The sequence below is a fragment of the Halorhabdus sp. SVX81 genome (assembly GCF_029207715.1).
Lineage (GTDB): Archaea > Halobacteriota > Halobacteria > Halobacteriales > Haloarculaceae > Halorhabdus.
The window spans coordinates 1707621-1733749 of sequence record NZ_CP104322.1; the positions used below are offsets into that span (position 1 = coordinate 1707621).

Annotated in this window: 23 protein-coding genes; 8 read left to right on the top strand and 15 right to left on the bottom strand. The window is 61.4% G+C overall.

The window, feature by feature from the left end:
* Positions 1–164: 164 nt before the first annotated feature.
* Complete coding sequence (locus tag SVXhr_RS08485) at positions 165–368, top strand: hypothetical protein (protein WP_275736785.1); 204 nt, start codon at positions 165–167, stop codon at positions 366–368.
* Positions 369–373: 5 nt separating this feature from the next.
* Here the strand turns inward: SVXhr_RS08485 and SVXhr_RS08490 are convergent, their stop codons facing one another.
* Together SVXhr_RS08490 and thyX are read right to left on the bottom strand one after the other, a co-directional pair.
* Positions 374–1468, bottom strand: coding sequence for a rod shape-determining protein (locus SVXhr_RS08490; protein ID WP_275736786.1), 1095 nt, complete (start codon positions 1466–1468; stop codon positions 374–376).
* Between the two features lie 81 nt (positions 1469–1549).
* Positions 1550–2299 (bottom strand): FAD-dependent thymidylate synthase, encoded by a 750-nt coding sequence (thyX, locus tag SVXhr_RS08495; protein WP_275736787.1) that lies wholly within the window; start codon positions 2297–2299, stop codon positions 1550–1552.
* A 116-nt stretch (positions 2300–2415) separates the two neighbouring features.
* Here thyX and SVXhr_RS08500 point away from each other — a divergent pair, with 116 nt between their 5' ends.
* Positions 2416–2850: a DUF5788 family protein gene (locus SVXhr_RS08500; protein ID WP_275736788.1), complete on the top strand. Its 435-nt coding sequence runs from the start codon at positions 2416–2418 to the stop codon at positions 2848–2850.
* 43 nt (positions 2851–2893) lie between these two features.
* Here the strand turns inward: SVXhr_RS08500 and SVXhr_RS08505 are convergent, their stop codons facing one another.
* Both SVXhr_RS08505 and SVXhr_RS08510 read right to left on the bottom strand, forming a co-directional pair.
* A complete protein-coding gene (locus SVXhr_RS08505; protein ID WP_275736789.1) occupies positions 2894–5374 on the bottom strand; it encodes an MMPL family transporter in 2481 nt (826 codons plus the stop codon).
* Complete coding sequence (locus SVXhr_RS08510) at positions 5334–8192, bottom strand: hypothetical protein (protein WP_275736790.1); 2859 nt, start codon at positions 8190–8192, stop codon at positions 5334–5336. Before SVXhr_RS08510 ends, SVXhr_RS08505 begins: the two co-directional genes overlap by 41 nt.
* A 191-nt stretch (positions 8193–8383) precedes the next feature.
* On the opposite strand from SVXhr_RS08510, the gene SVXhr_RS08515 reads away from it, so the two are divergent.
* Complete coding sequence (locus SVXhr_RS08515) at positions 8384–9193, top strand: helix-turn-helix domain-containing protein (RefSeq protein WP_275736791.1); 810 nt, start codon at positions 8384–8386, stop codon at positions 9191–9193.
* 44 nt (positions 9194–9237) lie between these two features.
* Here the strand turns inward: SVXhr_RS08515 and SVXhr_RS08520 are convergent, their stop codons facing one another.
* Positions 9238–9891 carry a hypothetical protein gene (locus tag SVXhr_RS08520; RefSeq protein ID WP_275740908.1) on the bottom strand — a complete coding sequence of 218 codons (654 nt, stop codon included), beginning with the start codon at positions 9889–9891 and terminating at the stop codon, positions 9238–9240.
* Between the two features lie 13 nt (positions 9892–9904).
* Positions 9905–10489, bottom strand: a complete 585-nt coding sequence (locus SVXhr_RS08525; protein ID WP_275736792.1) for a response regulator transcription factor — start codon at positions 10487–10489, stop codon at positions 9905–9907.
* Between the two features lie 145 nt (positions 10490–10634).
* On the opposite strand from SVXhr_RS08525, the gene SVXhr_RS08530 reads away from it, so the two are divergent.
* Positions 10635–11210 (top strand): MBL fold metallo-hydrolase, encoded by a 576-nt coding sequence (locus SVXhr_RS08530; RefSeq protein ID WP_275736793.1) that lies wholly within the window; start codon positions 10635–10637, stop codon positions 11208–11210.
* A 21-nt stretch (positions 11211–11231) separates the two neighbouring features.
* On the opposite strand, the gene SVXhr_RS08535 is transcribed toward SVXhr_RS08530, so the two are convergent.
* Both SVXhr_RS08535 and SVXhr_RS08540 read right to left on the bottom strand, forming a co-directional pair.
* Entirely contained in the window at positions 11232–12035 is an 804-nt protein-coding gene (locus SVXhr_RS08535; RefSeq protein ID WP_275736794.1) for an ATPase, read from the bottom strand.
* A complete protein-coding gene (locus SVXhr_RS08540) occupies positions 12032–12304 on the bottom strand; it encodes a DUF5827 family protein (protein ID WP_275736795.1) in 273 nt (90 codons plus the stop codon). The genes SVXhr_RS08535 and SVXhr_RS08540 overlap by 4 nt, the downstream gene beginning before the upstream one ends.
* Before the next feature lie 118 nt (positions 12305–12422).
* Between SVXhr_RS08540 and SVXhr_RS08545 the strand changes: the two genes are divergently transcribed.
* Positions 12423–14081: a histidine kinase N-terminal 7TM domain-containing protein gene (locus SVXhr_RS08545; protein ID WP_275736796.1), complete on the top strand. Its 1659-nt coding sequence runs from the start codon at positions 12423–12425 to the stop codon at positions 14079–14081.
* A 76-nt stretch (positions 14082–14157) separates the two neighbouring features.
* Here the strand turns inward: SVXhr_RS08545 and sod are convergent, their stop codons facing one another.
* The gene (gene sod, locus SVXhr_RS08550) at positions 14158–14769 is read right to left on the bottom strand and encodes a superoxide dismutase (RefSeq protein ID WP_275736797.1); all 612 of its coding nucleotides are present in this window, start codon (positions 14767–14769) and stop codon (positions 14158–14160) included.
* Between the two features lie 220 nt (positions 14770–14989).
* Positions 14990–16402: a deoxyribodipyrimidine photo-lyase gene (locus SVXhr_RS08555; RefSeq protein WP_275736798.1), complete on the bottom strand. Its 1413-nt coding sequence runs from the start codon at positions 16400–16402 to the stop codon at positions 14990–14992.
* A 112-nt stretch (positions 16403–16514) separates the two neighbouring features.
* Between SVXhr_RS08555 and SVXhr_RS08560 the strand changes: the two genes are divergently transcribed.
* Entirely contained in the window at positions 16515–17297 is a 783-nt protein-coding gene (locus tag SVXhr_RS08560; RefSeq protein WP_275736799.1) for an enoyl-CoA hydratase-related protein, read from the top strand.
* A 112-nt stretch (positions 17298–17409) separates the two neighbouring features.
* On the opposite strand, the gene SVXhr_RS08565 is transcribed toward SVXhr_RS08560, so the two are convergent.
* From SVXhr_RS08565 to SVXhr_RS08580, 4 genes are all read right to left on the bottom strand, one after another.
* Positions 17410–17688 (bottom strand): UPF0058 family protein, encoded by a 279-nt coding sequence (locus tag SVXhr_RS08565; protein WP_275736800.1) that lies wholly within the window; start codon positions 17686–17688, stop codon positions 17410–17412.
* Between the two features lie 158 nt (positions 17689–17846).
* A complete protein-coding gene (locus SVXhr_RS08570; protein ID WP_015790599.1) occupies positions 17847–18062 on the bottom strand; it encodes a ribbon-helix-helix domain-containing protein in 216 nt (71 codons plus the stop codon).
* An 85-nt stretch (positions 18063–18147) separates the two neighbouring features.
* Positions 18148–19119: an aldo/keto reductase gene (locus tag SVXhr_RS08575; RefSeq protein WP_275736801.1), complete on the bottom strand. Its 972-nt coding sequence runs from the start codon at positions 19117–19119 to the stop codon at positions 18148–18150.
* Positions 19120–19431: 312 nt separating this feature from the next.
* Positions 19432–21621, bottom strand: coding sequence for an elongation factor EF-2 (locus SVXhr_RS08580; protein ID WP_275736802.1), 2190 nt, complete (start codon positions 21619–21621; stop codon positions 19432–19434).
* Positions 21622–21977: 356 nt separating this feature from the next.
* Here SVXhr_RS08580 and SVXhr_RS08585 point away from each other — a divergent pair, with 356 nt between their 5' ends.
* Together SVXhr_RS08585 and SVXhr_RS08590 are read left to right on the top strand one after the other, a co-directional pair.
* Positions 21978–22727, top strand: coding sequence for a DUF5781 family protein (locus SVXhr_RS08585; protein WP_275736803.1), 750 nt, complete (start codon positions 21978–21980; stop codon positions 22725–22727).
* Positions 22728–22977: 250 nt separating this feature from the next.
* Positions 22978–25266, top strand: a complete 2289-nt coding sequence (locus SVXhr_RS08590; RefSeq protein ID WP_275736804.1) for a vWA domain-containing protein — start codon at positions 22978–22980, stop codon at positions 25264–25266.
* A gap of 37 nt (positions 25267–25303) precedes the next feature.
* Here SVXhr_RS08590 and SVXhr_RS08595 read toward each other — a convergent pair whose 3' ends face one another.
* Complete coding sequence (locus SVXhr_RS08595; RefSeq protein ID WP_275736805.1) at positions 25304–26128, bottom strand: hypothetical protein; 825 nt, start codon at positions 26126–26128, stop codon at positions 25304–25306.
* Between the last annotated feature and the right edge of the window lies 1 nt (position 26129).

Below are 26129 nucleotides of genomic sequence, written 5' to 3' on the forward strand. Positions count from 1 at the left end.
TCACGCCCGACTGTCTTAAAAGATGAGGCGAGACGTCCGGGATTGAGGACCCGTTCACGAGGGGCGGGGGCAACTGCGAGTCGGTCCGATCGTCCAGCCGTCGGCCGACCGACTGACGGACGTCTGACTGGCATTTACGGGGATGGTCTCAAAAGAAGCCGTCAATGCCTCGGCTCGCACTCTCGCTCCCGGCGGAACTCGGATCGCTGCAGGAAGACGTCTCACGTGGGACAAGCAACCGACGATCACTCTCGGAGTGTCGTTCGGCCGACCGGTCGGGACCACTCGATCGAACGGACGAGACGCCACAGATCGAATCGTGGCTCGCCTGCTGGAGCGATGGGGAAGCGTCCGAGAAAACCAGGTAGGAGGGTTACGACGAGTCGGCGAGCCTCGCCGCGATACGCTGGGCGCCGACCGTCGCGGCCAGGTCCGGATTCTCCGCGGCGATCACCTCGACTTCACGGTTGAGTGCGTCGCTGACGCGCTCGGTGAATTCGTCGACGATCCCCGGAATACAGGCCATGCCACCCGTCAGAACGATCGGCCGATCGAGGGCGAGTTGGTAGACTTTCATGTGGTCGTTGGCGAGTTCGGGCAGGAAGGTATTGGCGAACTCATCGACCACGTCGTCGAGGTATTCGTCGACGGCGTCCATGACGCTGCGCTCGATCGTGAACTCGTGTGAGCCGCCACCGGGTTGCTGGATCACGTCCGTGAACGGCTCGAAGCTCTCGAAGTCAGCATGCTCTTCTTTGTACTCGCGGGCGGTCTGAGTGTCGATGTTGACTCGCCCCTGGGTCTCGGCCTCGACGTAGTTTGTGATCTGCCTGTCGACCTCGTTGCCGGTCACCGCGCCGGTCGTGAACGGCGCGAGTTGCTCACCCCGGCGGTAGGCGGAGGCTTCGAGGTTGGTCGAGCCCATATTGATCGCGATGAAGATCTCGTTGATCGCCTCCAGATCGTCGCCGAAGGCGGGGATTGCGCCACACAACGACTCAGGGTAGCTCTCGATGAACGACTTGCCGACGGCGCTGTTCTCGACGACCGAGCGGAGATTGGCAAGCCCCGCTTCGTTGTCGATCGTCGGGATCGCGTAGACGACCCCGCTTTCGGCGGGGATGTCGTTTTCCTCGACCAGCGACTGGAAGAACCGCTCGGTCAACTCCGCGCCGTCCTCGTCTTCGGGCAAGCCCGACCGGAGCATGAACTGGACGCGGTCGGGGTACTCCTCGGCAGCCTCCTCACCGTAGAGAACGCGTTCCTCGCCGGTAAGTGCATCTTCATACGTTGCCAGACAGGTCAATGTCCGGACTGTTTTCATTTCGCCGTCCTCGGGGTAAGAGATGACAGTCCGTGTACTCCCAAGCTTGACTCCGACGGGCATCGGTTCGCCCGTTGCCTGTTCGTCCTCGGCCTCGGCGTCCGGTGACGACTCGTCGTCCGTGTCAGCGTCGTCAGCACTCATACGCTCGCGAGTTGACTCTCCGAAAGTATATACCTACTGTCGCTGCTCTCAGGAACGATACTGGCGCCGGGGATCGATTTCTCAGGGTGCAAGCCGGTTCTTCCGGTCTTTCATGTGTTCGTTGTAGTAGTCGAAGGTGAGCGGTGCCCACTCCGCGGCGAGCTCAAGGATGTCCTCGGTCATCTCGCGGATCTCCCACTGGGCGTCGGCGGCCGCGCGCATGTCGCCGATATGCATCAACATCCGGGCGTTCAGCGTCATCACGATGTTGACTTTCGTACCGATCGGCAGCACCATCCGGGCGTCCTGGGCCGGCACGCCGAGATCCAGCAATTCACGATAGGACTCGAAGGATTGTTCGAGTGCATCCCGGTAAGCGGTTTCTCGTTTTTCCAGAACAGTATCGTCGTCCAGGTCCTCGTATTCCTCGGCAAACTCGGCGTTACGGCCAGTAACCCCCGGGTCGGAGAGGCCGGGTATCGCGACGACAGCCTCGCCGGGTTCGGGCTCTTTTTCGTCGAAAGAGACGTACCGCATCGACTGGATGTCGAAGGTGACGTGGCGGTGGCGCGTGATCTGGGCCATACACGATCGGCTGACGCCCTTGATCGCGAAGGTGGCGTGGGGATGCTCGAACGGGCCGTAGTGGCCGTGTTCGAGCAGGTGAGAGATGATCGTCTCCTTTTTGTCCTCGAGCGTATCACCGCCGACGGATTCCATCGTCTCTTCGAAGGTCTGGTCGCCGACGAACTCCGAAAGGTAATCGTTACGTGCGGCCGAACAGATGAGTTCCTCGGGATCGTCGGTGGCTTCGAGCAACTGAACGTCCATGTACACTCGGCCGGCCGGCAGGTAGATAAATCCACTTTTCGCGGCGGGCACCAACGGGCGGGACCACTGCGTGAGGAGACCAAAAGATACGCGACACCGGGGTCCCGAAACCCTGTATGAACGAGAATGGGGACGAGGAGCCACTCAGCGATCGGCGGCGTCGGGAGTTGCTAGAGCGGGTCGAACGCAAGACCGCAACGGTCGGCCAGCAATTGCCCCAGTCCGTCGAGATTCAGGGGACCGAGATGAACCTAAAGGAATTCGTCTGGGAGACCAAACGCCAGGGGACCGTCCCGCCGGAGATGCGCGACCGCGTCCGGAAGGTGCGGGCGAAACTCACGGCCGAGCGCAAGGATCGGAAGGAACGACTCGCATCAGGCGAGTTGACCGAAGCGGCAGCCGAAGAACTCGCCCAGTCCATCGTCGGCATCGACCGGGCGATCTCGGCGCTGAAGAATCTCCACGAACCTGACCTCGAAGACAGTGCCCGACAGGCGAAAGTCGAGAGTTCCCGGCGGTGGGTCTCGTTTCTGGACACGATTCTGGACTGACGCGAGCGGCGAGAGGAGTCCGACTCTGAGACTGCCATCGAACCTACTCGAACAACCACACCCAACCACGAAGCGTCAGCGGCAGGACCGCGATCGCCGTGATGTACGAGAGGAAGGTGCTGATCCCGGTCAACAGGCCGAACTCGCCCAGGATCGGGTTCACTGCGATCGTCATACAGAGCGTGCTGCCGGACGTGGTGAGGACGCTTGCGGTGATCCCGCCACCGGTCCCGCCGAGGGTCACGAGCAGGGCCTCCTGGACGTCACCACACTCGTCGTACTCGTCGACGAACCGGTGGACGACGTGGACCGAATAGTCGATGCCGAGCCCGATCGATATCGAGAGAATCGTCGCTGTCAGGGCATTGAACGCAATGCCCAGCACCGGCATCGTCCCCACGAGAAGCACGATCGCGACGGTGATGGGGACCATCGTGACGACGCCCAGTGACGGGCGATCCTCCAGCAGCCAGAAGATGACGATCAGAAACACGGCCGAGAGCCCAAAAGCAACGAGGAAGCTCGAGACGGCCGATTCCATGAGCGCTTCCGTCAACGCCCGGAAGACGACGATATCGCCGGTCGCAACCGCGTCGTGTCTGGCGTTTGCTGCCAGTTCCCGGGCGTCCTCAGTCACTTCTTTCTGGCTTGCGCTGGCTTTGACCTGATAGACGACCTTCGTCGCCTGCCGATCTTCGGTGAGGTACTCCCGGGCCTGTTCGCCGGATTCGGACGCCAGCAACTCGTCGTAGATCGGCTCCAGGTTTCGGTCAGGGACGTCGTTTTCGGTGAGGTCGTTGCGCTGGAGACGGGCCGCGAACCCCTCGTCATTCTCGGCGTGTGATCGGATCACGTCGATGATGCCTTCTGAGACGGCGCGACCGTCCTCCCGGACGAACGAGTCGGGCGGATCCGTGCCGGTTCGATAGATCGCCTCCAGGGCGTGATTTCGCTGCAGTGGCCCCTCGAGATACAGCGTCACCTGTTCGGTGTTGGTCGTCTCGAAGGTATCAGTGATGTAATTCGAGGTGGCCGTGATCTCGAACTCCGAGGGAGCGATTTCGTCGGGAAGCACGTCGATCTGCGGTGGATGCTCGGCATACGGCAGGAAGTCGTCAGTCTCGAACTTGGACTGGACGTTGGTCGCCGAGTGGGCGGCCCCAGCGGTCACCAGCAGGATGATCGCCACGAGGACGACCGGGTGGCGCTTGGCCATCACGGCGCTGGAACGAAGCGCGGTCCCCAAACGCGATCCCTCGCCGCCAAGCGGCGTCATCGAGAACTGCCCGATGCCGTGGGCCGCGCGCCAGTGATCCGTGCGGACTTTCAGCGCCGGGAGGAACACACCAAAGACCGCGAGAGTGAATACCATTCCGATCGCGACGACCAGGCCGAACTCCCGGACGGGTGCCAGCGCGCTGGTGACGTTCGCCGAGAACCCGATGACGTTCGTCACGGCGACGATGAAAAACGCCACGAGCAGCCCTCGCGTGGCGGTTGCCATGCTTTCGTCGACCGGCCGGCCGTCGACACGCTCCTCGCGATACCGATTGACCGCGTGAATCCCGAAGTCGATGCCGACCCCGAGCAACAGGACGGGGACAGCGATCATCATGAGGTTGAACGGGATCCCAACCAGGCCCATGAATCCGAACGTCCAGACGATGGCCATGAGCAGACTGATCAGCGCGAGCACGAGGTCGATCGGATCGCGATAGGCCACAGTTAGGAAAGCGAGGATCAGGACGATCACGACCGGCACGATCAACGACAGCGACTCGAAGATGGCCCGGTCGAACCCCGCCTGCTGGATCGCCGATCCGAACACGCGCACGTCGCCGTCGCCGGTCTCGGCAGTCACTTGCACGCGCTGCTGGATGGCTTCAAGCGTCGAATCGTCTCCCTCCGGAACCGCGTGAGAGACGAGTACCATCGTCGCCGATGCCCTGGGCTGGTTGGGGTTGAGGTCCTCGCTCAGCAACTGGGTTATCCCCGGTCGTCGGTCGAGCAACGTCCGGGCCGCGTCCCGGACTTCCGCGGGCGTCGCTGTCTCGATGGTCCGGCGCTGGGCCGCCGTCGTCGTCGCAAAGGGATCGAGGACGCTTGCAGTCCCGGACGCGATACCGGTCACCGCACGCACCCGGAGCGACGGATCGGCTTCTAGCTCCGCCTGGAGTTCGAGCAGCCGAAGCAGCGACGGCTTCGAGAACACATTCTCGCTGGTGAGGACGACCTGCGTCGAGTCCTCACCGGCCTCGAAGGTCGATCCGAACTGATTGTCGACGAACGCCTGGGTGTGGTGTTCGGGGACGCTCTCGAAGAACCGCTGGGTACCGGAGTCGATGCCCACGCCAGGGATCCCGAAAGCGAACCCAGCCGTCACCACGAGAAAGGCCAGGACAACGCGGCCGGGCCGATCGACGATCACCCGACCGATCCCATCGACGATCCGCTCGTGATCAACAACCGAGGTCACGGCCATCTCACTCGGATTCGTCGACGTCCAGTCGGTCGCTGGATCCATTCCCCGAAGTCACTCGCTGGCGCAGACGACTCCCGATGGCCCGTAGTCGAGAGGCTGCGCCGACGTACCACCCAAGGGCGATGATGGCGACGAGTGCGCCGACACCGCCGAGCACGACGGGGACCCCGAGCGATGACTCCGTCCGCTCGATGACGACAGGGATACGGTACGTATCCGAGAGGGCGCTCTCGCCACGCTCGTCGTCGAACCGGAACTCCATCGAGGCCGAATAGGTCTTTTCACTAGCGCTCCCGTCGGCCGTAATATCGAGTGTGATCGTCGTCGACTCGCCGGGGTCGAGTGCCGAGATGAACGCCGAATCGTCGCCGCTGTCGAGTGGGTCGTCGGTGAAGAGACTCGCCTGGATGTTCGACAGCGTCTCGTTGCGACGGTTGGTGACCGTCAGCGTCAGTGGCCCGGACTCGCCGGGGGCCAACGTCCCGGTTGTCCGTTCGAGTGCGAAGGCGTCGCGACTGGCCCCGATGGTGACAGTCACGTCGCGTGTATCGGTCTGTCGGACGTCCATCTGTGGATCCCGATAGCGGGCGGAGAGTTCGAAGATACGAGGGCCGTGCTCGGCTTCCTCGGTGACGCCGACACGGTAGCGAACGGTCGCGGACTCGTTCGGGCTGAGTGACCCGACAGCATAGCGGCTGTTGTAAAAGTTGACGTTCCGATCCTGGGTCGAGGCCGTAACGACCAGGCCCTCGACGGAGCGATTTCCGGTGTTGGTCACCGAAACGTGCAGGTTGCCTTCCTCCCCGACGAAGAGGTCACTCCGGAGGCGGTCGAAACTGAACCGTTGTTCCGGGAGCGGCGTGATACCGACCGCTCGCGTCTGCTCCGGCATATCGTCGCCAGCCTCGTTCTCGTAAGCGACCGCCAGGTTCGCAACGTACTCCCGGACGATGGCGTCGTCGTCGAAGCCTGCCCGGAAGGAAACTGTCCGGGTCTCACCGACTGCCCACTCGCCGACGTAGGATTGGGCGGTCGGCGTCCCGGTCTGTGGCGGCTCGACGGTAACGCCCTGCGCTTCGATGGGTTCGGCCCCGCCCGTGCCGAAGAACATCGCGTCGGCGTCCGAACTGGCCGTCACGACAGACTGGGTCGCGTTCACCGGCCCATCGTTCCGAAGCGTCAGCGTCACCCGACCGCTGCTTCCCACGGGGACGTCGTGGTCGATCGACTCGACGACGAACTGTGGTTCGCCGGAGGGTCTGAACGCGACCTCGGTGGTCCATTGATTGTCGTTGTCGTCAGCGTCAGTGTACTCGAAGTCCACGTTCAGGGGGTAGGACCGATTGACGGCGTTCGCGGTCGCGCCGACCCGAAAGGTAAGCCGACGGGTGTCGTTCACTCCCCACTCAGAGACGGTAGCAGTCCCTGACCGGGAGGACTCGGAACCGACATAGATCTCCGAGTCCGGCGTCGACGCCGTCACCGAAACGTCCGAAAAGTTCGTTTCAGCAACATTGTCGACGACGACAGTGAGCGTCCCAACGCCGTTCGTGGGCACGTCGTGGGTGCGACTGACCAGCGAAAAATCGTCGTGTTCGCCCGGGACGAACTGGAGGAACTCGGTCCGGGTGTTGTCGTTATCGGCGGCGTCAGTGTACTCGAACTCGAGGTCGATCGGATACGGTCGGGCGAGTGCATCGTCGGTCGTTCCGACCCGAACCGTCACGTTCCTGGTCTCGTTTTCGTGCCACGTCCCGATGGCAGTCGTCGACGACCGTGAGGACTCGCCGCCGAGGTAGACGTCAGTCGCGGTCGTCGAGGCCGTCACGGTAACGTCTTCGATCGTCTTGCGTGCCATCTGCTGGAGTGAGACCGTCAGTGTCCCCTCCCCATTGCGGGGCACGTCGTGGGTGACGTTGACCACGTCGAACCGGGTCCGGTTCCGCGGCGTGATCCCGATCGACTCGCTCGCCGTCTGCTGGGCGTCGTCGCTGTCGACATACTCGACCGTCACGTCGACCGGATACTCCCGGGCCACGGCGCTGTCAGCAGTCCCCGCACGGAACCGGAGCGTTTTGGATTCATCTGCCCCCCACGAACCGACATTTGCCTCCGCTGTCGCGGTTCCGGACCCGAAATACAGGTTCGAGTCCCCCGAAGACAGCGAGACTGTCGCCTCCGTCACATCCTCGTCGCCGGCGTTGCTCATCTCGACGGCGACGGTCCCCTCACCGCCCAGCGGGACGTCGTGAGAGACGGCCTCGACCTCGAAGCGGGGTTGTGGCTGGATCTCGACGGTGATCGTGTCCGTATCGGAGCGCTCGGCGGTCGTCTCGTCTCGCAGCCGGTACTCGCCGGTTTCGCCTTTCTCGTAGGTGGCGCGTGACGTGTGCCGATACACGCTGGTGACCTCGAGTTCGTACGTTCCGGCCGCTGCGTCCTCGTCGACGACGACACTGAACACCTGCGGGTCGGACGCGTTCCCGTCCTGCAGTGTGCCGGCGGGTTGGGCGTCGGTCTCGACAGTGAGCGGCGCACCCCTGGTATCAGTGACGTTGACGGAAATCGAACGGGCCTCTGTGACACGGTCGCGCATCTCCTCGGTGTAGGTGCCGTTACTCCCGAAAGTCGCATCGTTTTCGAGGTAGATCGAGATGGACCCACTCTCACCAGGGTCGAGACGAGCGTCGGGGGCCGACGCGGAGAGGTCCGGCGTCCCTTCGACAGTCGTGACGTTAGCGGCACGCGCAACGCCCACACCGAACGAGACGACGCCCGCCACGGTACTTCCGACGATCATCGTGGTGAGAACGATTGCCGTCACTTTCCGTCGCGGCGCAACTGATCCAGAATGCCCCATCGTACGTTTGTGTTCTTCGAGGACCGACTAAACGATTTGCAAACGCTAAACAACTATCTATACGTTTATTTTGGTTAGTATCGATAAGAGTGCCGGGTGATGTCTCCTCTATGTGCTGAATTCACTCGCTCAGGTTCGGGACAAACAAACTCGTCGAAGTGTATATAGGTGATCGAGGCGGATTTTCGCTCATGGTTAACCTGTGTGACCTTGGATTGTCGAGCTACGAGGACCGGGCATACCGGACCATGCTGGGTCACGGCCCGGTCTCGGCGATGGACCTCGCCCAGGCGAGCGATGTCCCGGAAGGGCGAATCTACGACGTCCTCGATAGCCTGGAGACCCGGGGGCTGGTTCGCTGCCAGACTCACAGCCGACCGAAGCAGTATCTCGCGGTCGAACCGGAAGTGGCGATCGATCGACTCGTCGAAACCCGTTCCAGAGAACTGCGCGAGGAGATCAATCGCTACGAAGTCGTGGGTAATCGACTCATCGACGAACTCTCCGCGGACGGATCCGTGTCCGAACAGTTTCTGACGACGGCGATCGGCGTCGAGGACGCAACCGAGTTGTTACTCGAACGCATCGCCGTCGCCGACGAGCAGGTGGTGATGGTCGCGGACATCTTCACATCGGAGTTCGACGTCGCCGAGATGGGGCCGGACATTCTCGATCACATCGCCGACGCCATCGAACGCGGCGTCGACGTCTCGATGCTGGTTCCCCATCGGCTGGTCGACGCCGTACCGGGCGGATTTATCGACCGAATCGAACGCGAACCGTTCACCGACGACGGCTTCGCCGTGCGGACGACCGACCAGCTGTATGGGGCGTTCTTTCTTCTCGACCACGTCGAGCTGTGTTTCGATGTCGTGAACCCGATGGAACGTGACGCGATGATCGGACTGATCAACGTCAAAGACCCATCGTTCGCACTCGAACTGGAGTCACAGTTCCGAAAACACTGGGAGGAAGCTACTCGGTACGAACCCGGACTGTAAACGCGCGTCCTGCCCTGGGCTGACGCGGTTGTGAACAGGCGAAATTACAGCTCGACCCACTCGCTGGGTTCGGCGGTCAGCCCACGGACGCGAGCTTCTCGTTTCCCGTCGGTTTCGCGGATCTCGATCATGCCGTCGAAGGCCTGCTTGATGACCTGGAGCGTCTGCTCGTCGTGTGCGCTGGCGTCGATCGTAAACAGACCGAGGTATTCGGCCGCCTCCAGTCGCGAAGAGAGGACGTGACAGAACTTGAACACCGTCTTGCGGTCGGTGTAGGTCAGCATCGTCGACAGCGAGGACAGCGCAAGCCGTCCCCGATCCGCCCCGCGGCCATGGAGGGCTTCGAGTCCTTCCGTGATCCCGATGCCGATGCCAGTCAGGTCGCCGGGCGAGCCCACGTGATGGACGAACGCATCGCCCGTCTCGGACTCGGTGGTCTGTTGATCGCCGGCACAGTCGATGACGCCGAGTTCGAACTCGTCGGTGCCGGCTCGATCGGCGAATTCGTCAATGACAGTCGTCGCTCGGTCCCCCGTCGAGACGATGATTGCCCCCTGATTGTCCGTGACGCCGTCCGCCAGAATATCGTAGGCCAGCCCCTGCTTGCCGGTCATCGCGGGACCGGTGATCAGAATGCTCGACCCGGGCCTAACAGCCTCGAGGGGCTCTACATCGAGTACTGATGAGAGGTCGTACATTGTCCCAGGTTGATCAGTGTTCGTCGCCATTGCTCAACTCCCGAAGCGTTGCGATGAAGTCCTCGTCGTCTTCGACGCCGCCCAGCGTGTCCGAGAGGTCGTCGTTGAGAGCGTCGACACGCGAAGACAGTTGCTGATATTCCTCACTTTCGGCGAGTTCGGCGTGGCTCTTTGTCGCTTCTAGCGTCGCTTGCTTTTCGACCAGCGAGTAGTACTCCTGTAGTAGATCGTCATAGGTCGACCGTTCCAGCAGATTTGACACCGTCTCGTGGAGTTCGTTACTCCGGATCGGTTTGGTTAGATACGAGTCGAATCCCATCTCGAGGATATCGAAGTCGGGTTCGACGGCAGTCACCATCGCGACGCGACAGTTACTGTCGCTCTCCCGGATCCGTTCGAGTACCTCGTCGCCCGACAACCCCGGCATCATGCGGTCGAGCAACACCACGTCGACACTGTCGTCGAGACACTCGAGGGCTTCGGACCCGCTTTCGGCCATACGAACCTCGTACTCGTCCTGTAACCAGAGATTGTACGTCTCGGCGACGTCCGGCTCGTCTTCAACAATGAGGACGACTGGTGGTTCGGACCCTGACATCGGCCATCTATCTCGTGGTAATTACCTCCTGGTACATAGCCCTGTGGGTCTTGGTGGCCCGACCCGGATACGCTGACAAGTTCGGCATGCCACTCCCCAATGACAACCCGAACGGCTCAAGCGTGTTGAGGGGCTTGCCACCCGTATGATCCGGAATCTGGCGACTGGCGTCGATGGCTTCACCAGCAACGTGTTTCTCGTGACCGGCGACCGAGATGTCCTCGTCGACGTCGGCAACGACTTCGATGTCGTGGCTCGCGTCCGTGAACACGTCGAGGACCTCGACGCCGTCGTCCTGACTCACACCCATCCCGACCACGTCGGTAACCTCGGGACAGTCACGGATGCCTTCGACGTCACTGTCGAGGGATACGACATCGACGTGCCCGGCGTCGAACAAGCCATCGAAGACGGCGACGACATCGTCATGGGCGAGCACACTTACACGGCCCTACACACGCCCGGCCACAAGGACGACCACCTCTGTCTGTACGCGGCTGAACCAGCCATTCTCTTTGCAGGCGATCTGGTCTTTTCGAACGGCGGCTTCGGCCGGACGGATCTCGAAGAAGGCGATCGATCCGTCCTCGTCGAAAGTATCCAGCGTGTTTTAGAGACGGTCGGCGATGATCTTGACGTAATGTACGCCGGCCACGGCCGGAGCGTCCAGACTGACCCGTACCGCAACATCGAACTCGCCGCCCAGGCCGCCAGGTTCTGAGTCGCTCGTTCGACCCGCCACTCACTCGAAAGCTGTAGCCAGCAACGCATCGTAGGCGTGTTCGTACGCTTCGGCGACCACAACCGGGTCCTGTCGCTGGTCAGCCCCAAGGGCCGGCAACGTCACGGAAGCGACCGGATCGGTAAGGTCAGTCACCGCGGACACCCGCTCTTCGAGTTGGCCTTCCTTCGCTGACCCTGAAGCCACGCGACAGGCCTTCTCGTATCGGCTTCCCGGATAGATCCGAGCGCGGCGTGGTTCGACGACCGCGACGGCATCCGGCCGGAGATCCGACAGCGGCCGGGCGATGTTGCCGTAGGATTCGACGACGGCTCGATCGGCCGATTCGATCGTCTCGCGAATCGATTCCAACGCCGGGAGATGATGGCGCTGCATCACGCCGTTGAATTCCTGCAGCGAGTCGACGGCGACAGCCGCCGAAAGCGGCAAATTCTCGCGTGCAGACTCCGGCAGCTCGACGGTCCCGTTGACGACGTAGCGATCACCGATCCGATCGACCAGAAACTCCCGATCGGACTGGCCAAGCAAGCCAGACCCACCGCTCGGTTCCGGCCGCCAGAGGCGATGGATCGGGTTCAGTGATTCGGCCGAGCGCTCGCCTGGGCTCGCCGTGGCAAGTCGTCTGGCGTCCTTGCCATAGAGTCGTCCATCTCCGACGGCCCGGTGATAGTCGTCGTGGTCGAACCAGTAGTCGTTCCCCGCGCGCGGTTTGAACCCCACCGCTCCAGTATGTTCGAGCAACCCAGTCGAGAACGTGGTCTTGCCCGCGTCGACGCGGTCGGCCCCGGCGACGAGCAGGTTCATGCGTCGGCGGCGAGTCCGTAATAGCCCGGTTCGGTATCGCCCGATGGCTCGGCAAAGACGAACGCATCGGCGTGGTTCAACACCCAGGGGATCGCCCAGTCCAGCAGGACGTTCTCGGTCTCGACGTCGAGTTCCGCGTCAGGATCGACGCCCTGTAACAAGCGCGCAATCTCGTAGATCGTGTACATCCTATCGGCCGCAAGAACCTCCTCGGGGTCACGAAACTCCAGGGGCCGCAGGTCATCGAAGTCAGCTCTCGGTCGTGGCATAGCTGCCCGTAGCGTCCGTCGGCGCCTAAATCCCTCGAAACACGGACCGACCCCGTAAACGAGTCCGCTCGAACCCAACGGTTCCGGTTTTATTAATGTGAGTGTGTAATATGTCAGCATGGACTCGTGGTTGGCCGTCTATCAGGCCGGACTCCTGGTCGCGATTGTCGTGTCGATCGTGGCGGCCAAGCTTGCGTGGCGACATCGCGACGAGCGTGGCGGGATGCCACTCACGGTTGTCCTCGCGGCGGAGATCGGGTGGGCCGTGGCTATTCTCGTCACGACTGTCTTTCCGGGGACGTCAATTGCGCTTGCGGCCAACAAGGCACTTCTGGCTGGCGTCGTCGTTCTGGTACCCGCACTGGTGGTGTTTGCCCTGGAGTACACCGGCCGCGAGTCGCTGGTCACCCGCCGGCTCCTCGGCGCGTTGTCTGTCGAGCCTGTGGTCTTCATGGCACTCGTCTGGACCAACGAAGCCCATGGGCTGGTCTGGAAGACGCTTCGCATCGACGGGACGGGGCCACGGGGGCTCGAAACGGTCAACGGCCCGCTGTTCGGCGTCCACACCGCCTATTCCTATCTCCTGCTGTCGGTCGCCGTGTTGCTGATCGTCGTGTTTGCGCTCCGATCACGATATTTTTACCAGCGACAGATCGCGGCCATCGTGCTCGCGACCCTCGTCCCCTGGGCGGCCAACGCCGTGTCACTGGCACTCGGACTGGAGTATGACCTCACGCCCATCGCTTTTACCGTCACCGGAGTCGCGTTCACCTGGGCAGTCGCCCGCGAGGAATTTCTCGACATCACGCCCATCGCGACCGAAGTGGTCTTCGACCGCATCGACACCGCCGTCGTCGTCGTGGACACCGCCGGCCGCGTCGTCGATATCAACGAGAGCGCTCGGGAGTTACTCGGCGTCAGTGATATCGTCGGCGAGTCGATCGATGAGTGTCTCGGGGCCGTTCCGGACGCCGTCTCCGTCTATGAGTCGATCACCGACGGGCACGAACCCAATACGCAGGACCTCACTGTCGGTGACCGCGCCGTCAGGATGGAGAGCTCGCCGCTGGTCGACCGCCGGGATGAAGTTGTCGGCTACGCGCTCATCATGGTCGATCTAACCGAGGAACGCGAGCGTGAGGCCACGCTAACGCGGCGAAACGAACAGCTCGACCGGTTTGTCGGAGTCGTCTCCCACGACTTGCGCAACCCGCTTCAGGTGGCCGCCGGCCGGCTCGAGCACGCGCGCCGAGAAGGAAAACCGGAACAGTTCGCGGCGGTCGAGCGCGCCCACAGCCGGATGGAGCGCCTCATCGAGGATCTGCTCACGCTCGCCAGACAAAACGAGGATCTCGACCCTGAGCAGGTCGAACTCGAGGTGGTCGCGAAGTCGGCGTGGTCCTACGTCGAGACGGGGGCAGCCACCCTCGAACTTGACGTTGAAGGCGTCACAGTCGAGGCCGACCCGGACCGGATGAGCCAGTTGTTCGAGAACCTCTTTCGGAACAGCATCGAACACGGCGGCGAGGACGTGACCGTCATCGTCGAGGGCTTACCTGCCCGTCGGGGATTCGCCGTCACGGACGACGGCTCCGGATTCGACAAGGCGGATCCCGAGAAAGTCTTCGAGGACGGCTACACGACGACCCGTGACGGCACCGGATTCGGCCTCTCCATCGTCGCGGAGATCGCCACTCAGCATGGCTGGGCTGTTTCGGCTATCGATGTCGAAGATGGCGCTCGTATCGAAGTCTTGACCGGCGAAGCCACTGCCTGACAGCACTCAGGCTGCCACAGTGGCGACCAGGGAAACGGAACGGGTGGCAAAAATCGTCGACACGACGGACGCGTCGTTACTCGAAGTGATCGACCGACTTCTGGTACTCTTCGGCGACCTTCTCCCAGTTGACGACCTCGAAGAAGGCGTCGATGAAGCTGCCGCGGTCCGGCCCGTAGTCGTAGTAGTAGGAGTGCTCCCAGACGTCCAGTGCCAGAATCGGGTGCGAGCCCCACAGCGCGCCGTTGTCGTGTTTGTCGACTGCGAGGTTCCGGAGTTGCTTGGCGACGGGATCGTACACCAGCAGCGCCCACCCGCCGGCGGCACCCGCAGCGGCCTCGAACTCCGCCTTCCAGGCGTCATAGGAGCCAAAGTCCTCCTCGATGCGCTCTAAGAGAGCGCCCTCGGGTTCGCCGCCACCGTTCGGGGACATGTTCTCCCAGAACAGCGTGTGCAGGTAGTGACCGGAGCCGTTGTGAGAGACGTTGCCCAGCGCGCCGCCGGTCGTGCCGTGATCGCCAGACGAGCGGTTCTCGGCAAGGGTCTCTTCGGCAGCGTCGAGTCCGTTCACGTAGCCCTGATGGTGGGTGTCGTGATGCCACTCCAGGACTTGCTCGGAAATGTGCGGTTCGAGGGCATCGTAATCGTACGGCAGGGACGGCAGTTCGGGGTTTGAACGTTCGGACATGGGAAATTCCTCCATGTTTTCTGATGATCGGGTTCCTGTTAAAGCTTTAGAAGAGGGATGGTACCGTGGCACAATGACCGACAGACTGCGTGCTGTTTGATCTAAATACCGGAGGGACACTGTCCCGATCGGCTCCGGGCTGTCGGTATATCTCCAGACGGGAAATTTCGGTCGGGGACAACAACTGAGTGCCAGATTCGGCTGCAGGGTCTCGGTTGTCTCACTCCTCGCCACGTGCGCGCTCGAACATCGTGAGTGCCTGCTCGCGACGGGCAGCGTGGTCGACGATTGGGGACGGATAGTCCGGGGCATGCATCTCGCGGGTACCGGGGTCGAGTTCGTGCCATGAGTGGATGGCATCTGCCGGCACGCCGTCGAGTTCGGGGACGTACTCCCGGATGTATTCGGCGTCGGGATCGTAGCGTTCACCCTGAGTCATCGGGTTAAAGATCCGGAAATACGGCTGGGCGTCAGTTCCGGTCGAGGCCGCCCACTGCCAGCCGCCGTTGTTGTTCGCCGTATCGTGATCGACCAGCATCTCCCGGAACCAGTCGTAGCCCTCCCGCCAGTCGATCAGGAGATCCTTCGTGAGAAACGACGCGACGATCATTCGGACGCGGTTGTGCATGTACGCCTCCGCCCGAAGTTGACGCATTCCAGCATCGACGATCGGATAGCCCGTCTCGCCGGCCTTCCAGGCTTGCAACCCCTCGGGATCCGTTCGCCACTCGACCGGGTTTTCGTACGACTTGAAATTCTCAGTGACCACCGACGGATTGAACCACAGCACCTGTGTGTAAAACTCCCGCCAGGCGAGCTGGGATTGGAACTCCGCGACCGACTCCCGGTCGTCTTCAGTGTCAGCACGCTCGTGGGCGGCCTCGGTGGCCGCATACACTGCGCGGATGCCGATCGTCCCGTACTTGAGGTGGTGTGAGAGGCGGGACGTGCAGTCCTCGGCCGGGTAGTCCCGCCGGTCTTCGTACCGATAGATATCCGCAGTACAGAACGATTCGAGGCGCTCGCGAGCGGCCGCCGGGGTCACGCGTGGGATCGACGCCGCCGGCTCGTCGACGCCAAGTTCCCCAAGCGTCGGGACGGGCGTCTCGTCGACCACGTCGGCAAGAACGTCGGACTCCGGCGGGTCAAGGGCGGCTGACTTCTCACGGTCGTGCCATTTCCGCCAGAAGTAGGTGAACACCTGATAGGGATCGCCGTCGTTGGTCCGGATCGTCCCCGGCTCGTGGAGGACGGCGTCATGAACAGCCGCCCGCCGGACGTTCGCGTCATCCAGTGCTTCTCGGACGGCAGCATCGCGGTTGCGCGCGAGAGGACTGTACTCACGGTTCCAGGAAACCGTTTCAGCGTCGTACCGTCCGGCAAGTTCCGGCAGTCGTTCGGTCGGATCTCCCTGGACGATGACGAGGTCGCTCCCACGGTCACGGTAAGCGTCTCGGAGTGCAACGATGGCGTCACGGAGGGCGGCCACGCGGGGCGGACCGGCGTGTTCGAGCACTGTCGGATCGAGCACGAACACACCCAGTACCGTCTCATCGTTCGTCTCGATCCCGTCGCCCGCGAGCCCGCGGTTGTCGGCGACCCGAAGATCTCGCCGATGCCAGTGGATGCGCATACGTGGGCGTGGGTCGGGACCTACGTCAATCCACGGACGTGTCCGCCCGCCAGTTTGACTCCCGGGAAGTCCCTGCGGTCACGCTTTTGGGCCCGCCACACGACGCTATCGTATGCGCAAGCCGGTCGAATGGACTCACACGGACGGCGTGGCAACGCTGACGATCACTGCCGCCGATTCGCGGAATACCCTCTCCCCGGACGTCGTCACGGCGGCCCAAGACGCACTCGAAGACGCCAGTGGGGTCACCTGTCTCGTCGTCCGGGGTTCGGGCGAGACGTTTTGTGCCGGCGGCGATCTGGAAGGGGTCGTCGCGGGCGCACGTGGGGAGCTTTCCAAGGACGCGTTCATGGCTCGCCTTCGGCGAATCGACGCGTTGATCGAGCGCCTCTATGAGTTTCCGGCACCCACGATCGCCGCCGTCGACGGCCCGGCGTTCGGGGCTGGCGGCGCGCTTGCGCTCGCGTGCGATCTCACCGTCGCGAGCGAAGACGGGTCGATCGGTTTTGGCTTCCACCGCCTCGGGTTGCCTGTCGGAGCCGGCGTCTCGGCACTTCTCCCGCACAACGTTGGCGAATCGACCGCTGCAGAACTGCTCTATACCGGCGAACTGCTCGACCCCGAACGCGCGAGCGATCTCGGGTTGTTCAGCCACGTGTTTCCGACGCCCGAGTTCGAAGCCCGTCTCGAAGCGATTATCGAAACGGTGGCATCCGGCCCGTCCGCAGCGGCTCACGAAACTGGCAAGTTACTTACAGAGAGAAGATCCCCGGACTTACAAACGGCGATGGTTGCCGAACGCGCCGCCCGGCGGCGTCGGTTCGGGACGAGCGAGCACGTCGAAGGTGCGACCGCGTTTATCGATCAGCGGGAACCGGCGTTCGAAAACAGATGAATTGAGACGCCGGCCCAGCGATCACGCCACCGGAGCGAGTACAGCCAGGTCGAATAGCAACGATATCGAGAGCTCTCCGACCGGAATTAGCTCGACGACTCGTCCTCGAACCTCAGAGCTTGCTTTCGGCGTCCTCAGCGAGTTCCTTCATCCGTTTACCGACACGGCCGGCGTCCGAGAACTCGTCTTCACTCATCGCGTTCGCCAGCGCATTGCCAAGGACGAACACAGCGTGTTTGTGTTCACTTTTAGACATATGAACGTCGGCCGGCGTGACGTCGAGTTCCTTGTAGGGATCGAAGAGTTCGCTGTTGACGCTTTCCTGCTGGTCGAAGTACTCCATGATCGTCACCATCTCCTCGTGAAGTTCGAGAAGTTCGTCTTTGTGCATTCCTACCGGTAGATTGTGGTGAGCACGGCATAAGGATTACCCGGGAATGACTACCAGACGCCACAGCCCCGCTACGTACACTCAGACCGGGGAGTTTCCATCAATACTGCCTTGCACGATGGACCGTCGCTCCTGAGAGATGGTTTCGGCCACCCGGATCAGAACACGTATTCGTCGTCGTGTCCCATCATTCCGTCTTCTTCCAGGCCCGGGTCCTCCTCGTCGTCGATCGGGCCGCTCGTTTTGTACGCCTTCAGTCCCGTCGAGAGGAGGTCTTCGATCGCCTCCTCACGGTTGAGAAACTCACCTTCCTCGACGAGCTGGGCGATCTGCATCTCGAGATGATCCGGAATCGTGATCTCTACTTCTGGCATCGGAGTATCCGGGCTTCGACGGATGGAGAGTTAAGCCTGACGGGCGACGTCTCTCTGCCAGAAATCCGAATCAACCCCGCATAGCTTACTCGTGGCCGAAGACTTCGACCGGCTCGTAGGGTTCTTCGAGGTACTCAACGTCGGAGGCGCTGAGATCGACCTCTAGTGCCTCGACGGCATCTTCGAGGTGCTCGATGCTTGAGGTCCCGACGATCGGCGCGTCGACGTACTCGTTCTGGAAGTGCCACGCCAGCGCGATCTGGGCCATCGTCACGCCGTAGTCGGCGGCGAGTTCCGCGACGCGATCGTTGATCTCCTCGCTCCCTGGCCCCTCGTGATAGGGCGTTCCGTAGTCGAGTTCGTGTTCGCCACGCGTCGTCGCTGTAAATTCGTCGTGCGGGCGCGTGAGATAGCCCGCCGCCAGCGGCGACCACGGTAAGACACCGATATCCTCCGTCTCGCAGACGGGATACATCTCACGTTCCTCCTCGCGATAGGTCAGGTGATAGAGATTCTGCATCGTCTCGAAGCGGGCCAGCCCCTCCCAGTCGCTGACGTGCAGCGCCTCCTGGAACTGGTGGGCCCACATCGAGGAGGCCCCGATGTGGCGGACCTTCCCACGCCGAACCGTGTCGTCGAGCGCCCGCAGCGTCGTCTCGATCGGCGTATCGTAGTCCCAGCGATGGATCTGATAGAGATCTACGGTGTCCATGCCGAGCCGATCGAGACTGTGATCGAGTTCCTGCTCGATAGTCTTCCGGGAGAGTCCTTCGGCGTTGCGGTGCTCTTTTGCGCCCGAAAACCGGACCTTCGTCGCGACGACCTGCTCGTCTCGATCGTACTCTGCCAGTACATCCCCGAGAATCTCCTCGCTTTCGCCCGCTGAGTAGGTGTTTGCCGTGTCGAAGAAGTTCACGCCCAGGTCGATCGCCCGCTCGACGAGTTCCCGCCCTTCCTCCGCATCCAGCATCCAGTCGTCCTGACTCCCGAAGCTCATACAGCCCAGCGCGATCTTTGAGACCTCCATGCCGGTCGAACCGAGTGTCGTGTACTCCATGCCACCCGACACACGACGTCCGATGAAATATATCTGCCGGCGTGAACAGAGTCAGGTCCCGAGAAGAGACAACGGGATACAATCGGAAGGACTCTGAAATCAATGGAACGGAATCGTCGGCCTGCATACGACGGCGCTTGCGCCGTCGTTTCACCGTCAGAGCAGAGCTCTGACGAGCTCTCGTTCGCTGCCGCTCACGAGAACGCTGCGAGCGAGTCAATGACTCGCTCGCAGATGTTTTTGGTCCAGCTTTTTGCGAGGTGGGTTCGCGTGCGAACCCACCGAAGTAAAAAGGTGGAAACCAGGTCGTCTCTAGAAGTAATCGATCGCTTCGGGCAGTTCTGTCTTCATACCCTTGCGCTCGCGGATCTCCGTGATCTTTTCGGGCTGGAGATTGTCGGCCATGACGCGGAAGCCGGCGTTCTCCGTGTTCCAGGAGGCGCGACCCTCGGTCGCGCTCCGGATGTCGCTGGAGAAGCCGATCATCTCCTCGACGGGCGCGATGCCCTCGACGACCATGAGGTCGCCTTCCTGGTACATGTCGTCGACGCGGCCACGCCGACCCTGGATCTCGCCGCTGGCTGCGCCCATGTGTTCGTTGGGCACGTCGATGCGGACGTCCTGAATCGGTTCGAGCAGGCGGATACCGCCGTCGATCAGGGCGTTGTGGATCGCCTGACGGACGGCGGGGATGACCTGTGCCGGGCCGCGGTGGATGGCGTCCTCGTGGAGTCGGGCATCGTGGAGGCGAATGAGCGAGCCCTGGACCGGCTCAGCAGCGAGCGGCCCGTCGTTGAGGGCCTCCTCCATCCCTTCGAGGACGAGTTCCATCGTCTCGTTGAGGTGCTGGATCCCCTTCGTGTCGTCGATAATGACGTTCGTCCCGTGGATGTGCTCGACGTTCTGAGAGGTGTCCTTGTCCATGCCGCCTTCCTGTAGCGCCTCGCGGCGTTCGAGTTCGGGCATGTCCATCGAAGCCTCGCCGAGCTGGATCGCGTCGACGATGTCCTCATCGAGCGGTTGGACCGTGATGTAGAAGCGGTTGTGGCGGTTCGGCGAAATGCCCTCGACCTCGCGGCTGGACTCCTGGGGTGCCTCCCGGAAGACGACGATCGGTTCGCCGGTCGTGATCGGAATGCCCTGGTTGCGCTCGATGCGCTGGGTGACGACTTCGAGGTGAAGTTCGCCCTGCCCGGAGATGAGGTGCTCGCCGGTGTCCTCGTTGATCTCGATCTCGATGGTCGGGTCCTCCTTGCTGACCTGCTGGAGCGTCTCGATGAGCTTCGGCAGGTCGTCCATGCGCTGGGCCTCGACGCTTTTGGTGATGACCGGCTCCGAGATGTGTTCGATCGACTCGAACGGCGTCATCTCGACGCTGGAGACGGTCGATCCAGCGATCGCGTCCTTGAGCCCGGTGACAGCAGCGATGTTGCCGGCCGGGACCTCATCGACCTCCTCGCGCTCGCCGCCCATGTAGACCCCGACACTCTGGACGCGGTTCTTGCCTGCAGTTCCGGAGACGTACAGCTCCTGTCCTTCCTCGATCGTCCCGGAGAAGACACGACCCGCGGCGACCTCGCCCGCGTGAGGGTCGACACCGATGTCGGTGACCATCAGGACGAGTTCGCCGTCCTCGTCAACAAACTGCATCTGCTCGGCGACTTCGCTGTCGGCGTCACCACGCCAGATACGCGGAATACGACGGGGCTGGGCGTCGATGGGGTTCGGGAAGTGCTCACACACCATGTCGAGCACGACATCGCTGAGTGGCGTCCGCTCGTGGAGTTCCTGGCGCTTGTCGGCGCGTTCGAGCTCCATGATCTCGCCGAAGTCCATCCCGGTACGCTGCATCGAGGGCATCGAGACGCCCCACTTGTACAGCGCCGAGCCGAACCCGACGGTGCCCTCTTCGACGGAGACCGTCCAGTCCTCGTCGATATCGTCCATCTCCTCGGTCATCCCGCGAATGAGTTCGTTGACGTCGCGGATGACAGAGACGAGTCGCTCCTGCATCTCTTCGGGCCCTTCCTGAAGCTCCGAGATGAGGCGGTCGACCTTGTTGATGAACAGGGTCGGTTTGACACCCTCACGGAGTGCCTGCCGGAGAACCGTCTCAGTCTGGGGCATTGCCCCTTCGACGGCGTCGACGACCACCAGCGCGCCGTCGACAGCCCGCATCGCGCGAGTGACGTCCCCGCCGAAGTCGACGTGGCCGGGTGTGTCGATGAGGTTGATGAGGTGGTTGGTGTCCTCGTACTCGTGGGTCATCGAAACGTTCGCCGCGTCGATGGTGATCCCGCGCTCTTGTTCGTCCTCCTCGGTGTCCATCGCGAGTTGCTCTCCGGCGGTTTCGTCGGAGATCATACCCGCACCAGCGAGGAGATTGTCAGTCAACGTCGTCTTACCGTGGTCGACGTGAGCAGCGATGGCAATATTCCGGATGTGCTCCGGTTTGTCCATCAGTGTCTCACATTCCTGTACGATTTTCTTACGTCGGCCCATGATATGGGTTTCTACCGGTAGGCGTGGTAAAAGGGTAGTGTTTCCAAGTGGGTGCGACAGAGTGGAGCACCCACTTGGAAGCTCGAAAGGGAGCGACTGAATAGGAGCGATCTTTCGGTGTTTCCGCGTGAAGCGTGTCAAAGACACGCGAACGCGGAAGCTCGTCAAGGAACGGGAGGGAGTGGACTGACGGTGTGTCCGTGTGAGCGTGCGATTCGCACGCGAACACGGAAGTATGAGGCAGGGATCGAGGTATCGCCTAGCAGCGCACAAAATGACTACCGGACACGCCCGGGGACAGCGTATCAACCGCTACCCGAAGAATCATACGGCACGAGAGCATGTCACTTACCCACATGAAATTGCAGGTCGATGGATCGGGGCCGGCGGAACCGTTTCTCGGGGCACGGGATCTCTTTCAAACCGAACACGATCTCGCACGGCCGGTCACGGTCCGAATACGCGAAGATCCGGACGAGCGAACGCGGGTCAGTCACGACGCAGCCGGCCACTGCCTGACGATTTCTCGACAGGCAGCAACGAGTGCCATGGCGCGTGAACTCGCGCTTCACGAGTTCGGGCACATGCACCACGCCGAAGCGCGCCACCCATCCCATACGCTCTCGACGGAGGAGGCGATCTTCCTGGCGTTGTCGGGCCGGAGTGTCGAACGCCGGACACTGTCGCAGTGTTATCAGATTGCCAATCACGCGCGGGACATCTACGCCGACGACATCTGGATCGACGTCGCACCGGCCGAAAAGCTAGTGGACTTCCTCGAGGCCAGTCTTGCCGCTGCGGTGGCAGATCGGCCGGACGGGCCGACAGCCTGGGATCGGGTGTCAGGCGGGACAGATCCGGACATCACAGCAGTCAACGCCGCGTTCGCGCTTGCGATCGTCGAACGTCACGGACTCGTCGATACCGATCACCGACTGTACGACCTGGCACACGCCGCCGCTACCGACGCGCCACAGCTCGGTGTCAACGAGTTCCGGGAGCGCTTTCGGACGCTCGCCCGGGATCCGACCGAAAGTGAGTTCCGAGGAGAGTTGGTCGAACTCACCCGCACGTATGCAAGTCGGACCATGCCTGCGGGGGATTGAGACAAGCCGCTGGCGTGAGTGCTATATCGGTTGACGTACTGCCGGAGCGGCCCCAGCGGGGCCATCATCTCGTCGTTCTTGGGTCGAAAGGAGTGGATCGAGACAACCAATGACGTCAGTATCTCCGTGATAGTGTCACGCTGGGCTGCATACTTTTATACGCTCTCACCGACAAATAGGGGTACTAACGATGAGATTCGGGGGAACATCAGCAGCGACCTGGCGATCGGACAGGGCCGTTTCCGAACTGATGGGGTACGTTCTGTTGGTGGGGATCGTCATTGGGGGCGCGATCATGGTGGTTATTCTTGGCGCACCCATCATGGAAGGGATCCAGGGCCAACAATCGGACGATACAACGGAATTGGCGATGCAGGAAGTCGACGGACGGTTGAGCACACTGTCGGCGAAGGGGGAGACGGGGACGATGGAATTCTCGTTCGGCGACGGTGGAGAACAGATCCAGGGACAGCCAGAATTAGTTGAGAATCAGGGGTATATCGAAGTTACTATCAACGAGAACACGACCTGTTCGGCCCGTGTCGACCTCGATTCGATACGGACCGAGAACGACCGCGGCGAAATACTCGCCTACGAGGCGGGCGGTCTCTGGCGGCAGTCCGCCGACGGTGGTGTCGTGATGGTCACGCCGCCCTCCGTCTCGATCACGGACGGACACCTCGACATTTCGGTGGTGAACATGACCGGCGAAGTTGACCGTGACACCACCCGTGCACTGGTAAACGCCACGACGTCACAAGCGGACTCTACGAAGGCCATCGAATCGCTGTTACAGGGCGAATGCAAGCGGCCGGACAACGTCACGATGACGGTTCAAAGTGACTTTTACCAGGCGTGGGGCGAGCACCTCAGCGAAGAAACGGGGTATGAGGTTTTGAGCTCGAACCCAGCTGACGGCAGCAGTAATCTGACCGTCGACGATACTGCCGAGACAGCCAGAGTCTATCTCAATCAGAGTTCCCTCCCGCCGCGAACGAACGACAGTCAGAACAGCGTGATCGACGTGACCAACAAGAGTGCCTACATGCAGAACGTCTCGATCACGCAAAACGGCATCGCCGTCGATAAGAACGCCAACAACAACTACACCGTCTACGCTGAACCGGTGGTCGATGACGTGGAGATCGGGACCATTCGACGGGTCTCCGCCGACGATAACGTGACGCGTCGTCCACTTGATGTGGTGTTCGTGGTCGACGAGTCCGGATCGATGGGTGGTGATGGGCCAATGGGAACAGAAAAACGGGAATCGACCCGTGAGGCCATCCGAAACTTTACAACGTATCTTGACAGCGATATTGACCGTGTTAGTTTGGTCGGATTTCAAGAAATGGGGTCGGATTCTCGATTCCCCTACGAACACCCAAATTACGGTCGAATCTATAGAACGAATGGTAATATGTTGACAGATAATTTTGAAGCATTTAATGATACTTCAGGAGGCACCCTGGAAAAGCTCCAAGCAGACGGGTGGACCTACACGGCGGGTGGTATGAAGAAGGCAACGGCTTTGCTTGAGCTTCGCAGCAATGAATCGAGAGATAAAATCATCGTACTACTTTCAGACGGCAAAAACACTCACAACCACGAGGAAGACTGGTGGGTCAACGGAGACACGTATGAATCTTGGCAAACGTATACGCCGAATATTGAAACCTACTCGGGCGAAAGCGAGACAGGGACAAATGCTGCAACGGTCCAAATGGCAAAGCTCGCCAGGAAGACTGGTGTGACAACGTACAGTGTGGGTTTCGGGATACAGTCGAATATCCCCGATGACTTCTTGGAAGACGTCGCTGATGCGGGCGGTGGCTGGTACAACTATACGTCAAATCAAGACGAACTACGGGAGGCATTCAAACTGATCGCAAAGCGCGTCTCCAGCACCCAACAAATCGGTCGGACGCCGCTGTCGACAAACCTCTCGGCAGGCGGGACCATTCAACCGCCACAGATCACTGGCAACACCGGCAATGTTGCCAACGTGACCAAGAACGGCAATACCTTCTTGAACGCCAACGACCCGCTGGCCCCGTCGTCGTTCAGCCACTCCTTTTCGGTGGGTGGCGGTGACATGGTCAACTTCAGTGCCTCGACGTATAGCTGCAACGAGTGGGTCGCGACGAGTATGACCAAGACGCTCAACGGGTCGACATACCCAGTGACCCGATGTGCGAATATGTCGACCACGAATGCGACGACGCTCGATAAAAACAACGTCAGCGTCTTCACGAATACCGATTCGGCAGCCTTCAATCGGAATATTTCGGGCACAAACACCTCCGGATGGCAGACGAATCTCACAGATGCCGTCGTCAATCGGTCGCTCTACAACAGGACGAGCAATAAGCTCACGCTGGCCAGCAACGAGGTGCTCGTCCTCTTTGACTTCCCCGACGGGAAGAACACGGACAACAAGATGTTGATGCTCTACACGGTTGGGCTCAGCGATCGGGCGGCACCCACCGGAATAATCGATTTCGAGGTCAGCAACGTCAAACTCGAACGCGGGTCCTGAACTGAGGACGTAATCGCTATTTTGCCGTCGTAGATACCTAGCCTGCGAACGAGACCGAGACGTTCGTTTGCCTGACGTACACACGATCGAGTGATCCGCCACAGGTCGCTGTCGAACTGGAGACACTCCAGTTGTCGGCACTACTGAAGTGATCCATCCACAGGGACTCCCGTGGCGAGTCAAACTCCAGTGTGACACTATTGGCACCCGATGCGCTCCCCGATCCCGTTCGATCAACCGGATAAATTAGTTCAGTGCCGTTGTGCGTAGCTGTGATCTCTAGGGGGCCATCGCTCTGGATCGACCCCATCTCCGTGGATTCGATCGTAACAAACGATAGGATAGCAACGTCGTCAGTACAGACGAACTTCGGACCGGTATTCATGATGCCGCCGTTCTCTTGCTGGCGGAACGTCGCCCCGGTCTCGTAGGAGACGTTCGTCGAACCACTTGAGTAGACGAGCGCGTTGAGTGGAATTGAATACGTTGAACCACCTGGATTTATCGTGATATCCACCGTCGATCCCCGTTCGATGTCGATCGCTCCGCCCGACAGATCGAGCGTCTCGATGCGCGTCACAGCGGTTCCCTCCTCGATGCTTTCGAGCGATTGGCCGACAATCTCGAAGCTCTGCTCGGCGTTGTCGAGTTGTTGGCTGTCCCGAAACTCCCCGAGCTGGGAGAACCCGACCGTCGCGACGAGGCCGACCGAGAAGATGATGATCGCGAACGTAAGCGAGAAACCGACGAGTTCGGACAGGGCTCGGTCGGTAGACTCCTCGGAGAAGAACAACGACGTATCGGCTCGGTTGGGCGATTTTTCGGACCGTGTGAAGCCAGTTTTCCGGCGTTTATCCGTCATT

Coding starts and splice junctions, on each gene's coding strand:
- SVXhr_RS08535 (WP_275736794.1), bottom strand. CDS start 12,035: ATGAACCTGCTCGTCGCCGGGGCCGACCGCGTCGACGCGGGCAAGACC.
- SVXhr_RS08490 (WP_275736786.1), bottom strand. CDS start 1,468: ATGAGTGCTGACGACGCTGACACGGACGACGAGTCGTCACCGGACGCC.
- thyX (WP_275736787.1), bottom strand. CDS start 2,299: ATGGACGTTCAGTTGCTCGAAGCCACCGACGATCCCGAGGAACTCATC.
- SVXhr_RS08485 (WP_275736785.1), top strand. CDS start 165: ATGCCTCGGCTCGCACTCTCGCTCCCGGCGGAACTCGGATCGCTGCAG.
- SVXhr_RS08555 (WP_275736798.1), bottom strand. CDS start 16,402: ATGCGCATCCACTGGCATCGGCGAGATCTTCGGGTCGCCGACAACCGC.
- SVXhr_RS08595 (WP_275736805.1), bottom strand. CDS start 26,128: ATGACGGATAAACGCCGGAAAACTGGCTTCACACGGTCCGAAAAATCG.
- SVXhr_RS08585 (WP_275736803.1), top strand. CDS start 21,978: ATGAAATTGCAGGTCGATGGATCGGGGCCGGCGGAACCGTTTCTCGGG.
- SVXhr_RS08590 (WP_275736804.1), top strand. CDS start 22,978: ATGGGGTACGTTCTGTTGGTGGGGATCGTCATTGGGGGCGCGATCATG.
- SVXhr_RS08515 (WP_275736791.1), top strand. CDS start 8,384: ATGGTTAACCTGTGTGACCTTGGATTGTCGAGCTACGAGGACCGGGCA.
- SVXhr_RS08500 (WP_275736788.1), top strand. CDS start 2,416: ATGAACGAGAATGGGGACGAGGAGCCACTCAGCGATCGGCGGCGTCGG.
- SVXhr_RS08540 (WP_275736795.1), bottom strand. CDS start 12,304: ATGCCACGACCGAGAGCTGACTTCGATGACCTGCGGCCCCTGGAGTTT.
- SVXhr_RS08570 (WP_015790599.1), bottom strand. CDS start 18,062: ATGCCAGAAGTAGAGATCACGATTCCGGATCATCTCGAGATGCAGATC.
- SVXhr_RS08575 (WP_275736801.1), bottom strand. CDS start 19,119: ATGGAGTACACGACACTCGGTTCGACCGGCATGGAGGTCTCAAAGATC.
- SVXhr_RS08580 (WP_275736802.1), bottom strand. CDS start 21,621: ATGGGCCGACGTAAGAAAATCGTACAGGAATGTGAGACACTGATGGAC.
- SVXhr_RS08560 (WP_275736799.1), top strand. CDS start 16,515: ATGCGCAAGCCGGTCGAATGGACTCACACGGACGGCGTGGCAACGCTG.
- SVXhr_RS08545 (WP_275736796.1), top strand. CDS start 12,423: ATGGACTCGTGGTTGGCCGTCTATCAGGCCGGACTCCTGGTCGCGATT.
- SVXhr_RS08505 (WP_275736789.1), bottom strand. CDS start 5,374: ATGGATCCAGCGACCGACTGGACGTCGACGAATCCGAGTGAGATGGCC.
- SVXhr_RS08510 (WP_275736790.1), bottom strand. CDS start 8,192: ATGGGGCATTCTGGATCAGTTGCGCCGCGACGGAAAGTGACGGCAATC.
- SVXhr_RS08525 (WP_275736792.1), bottom strand. CDS start 10,489: ATGTCAGGGTCCGAACCACCAGTCGTCCTCATTGTTGAAGACGAGCCG.
- SVXhr_RS08565 (WP_275736800.1), bottom strand. CDS start 17,688: ATGCACAAAGACGAACTTCTCGAACTTCACGAGGAGATGGTGACGATC.
- SVXhr_RS08530 (WP_275736793.1), top strand. CDS start 10,635: ATGATCCGGAATCTGGCGACTGGCGTCGATGGCTTCACCAGCAACGTG.
- SVXhr_RS08520 (WP_275740908.1), bottom strand. CDS start 9,891: ATGTACGACCTCTCATCAGTACTCGATGTAGAGCCCCTCGAGGCTGTT.
- sod (WP_275736797.1), bottom strand. CDS start 14,769: ATGTCCGAACGTTCAAACCCCGAACTGCCGTCCCTGCCGTACGATTAC.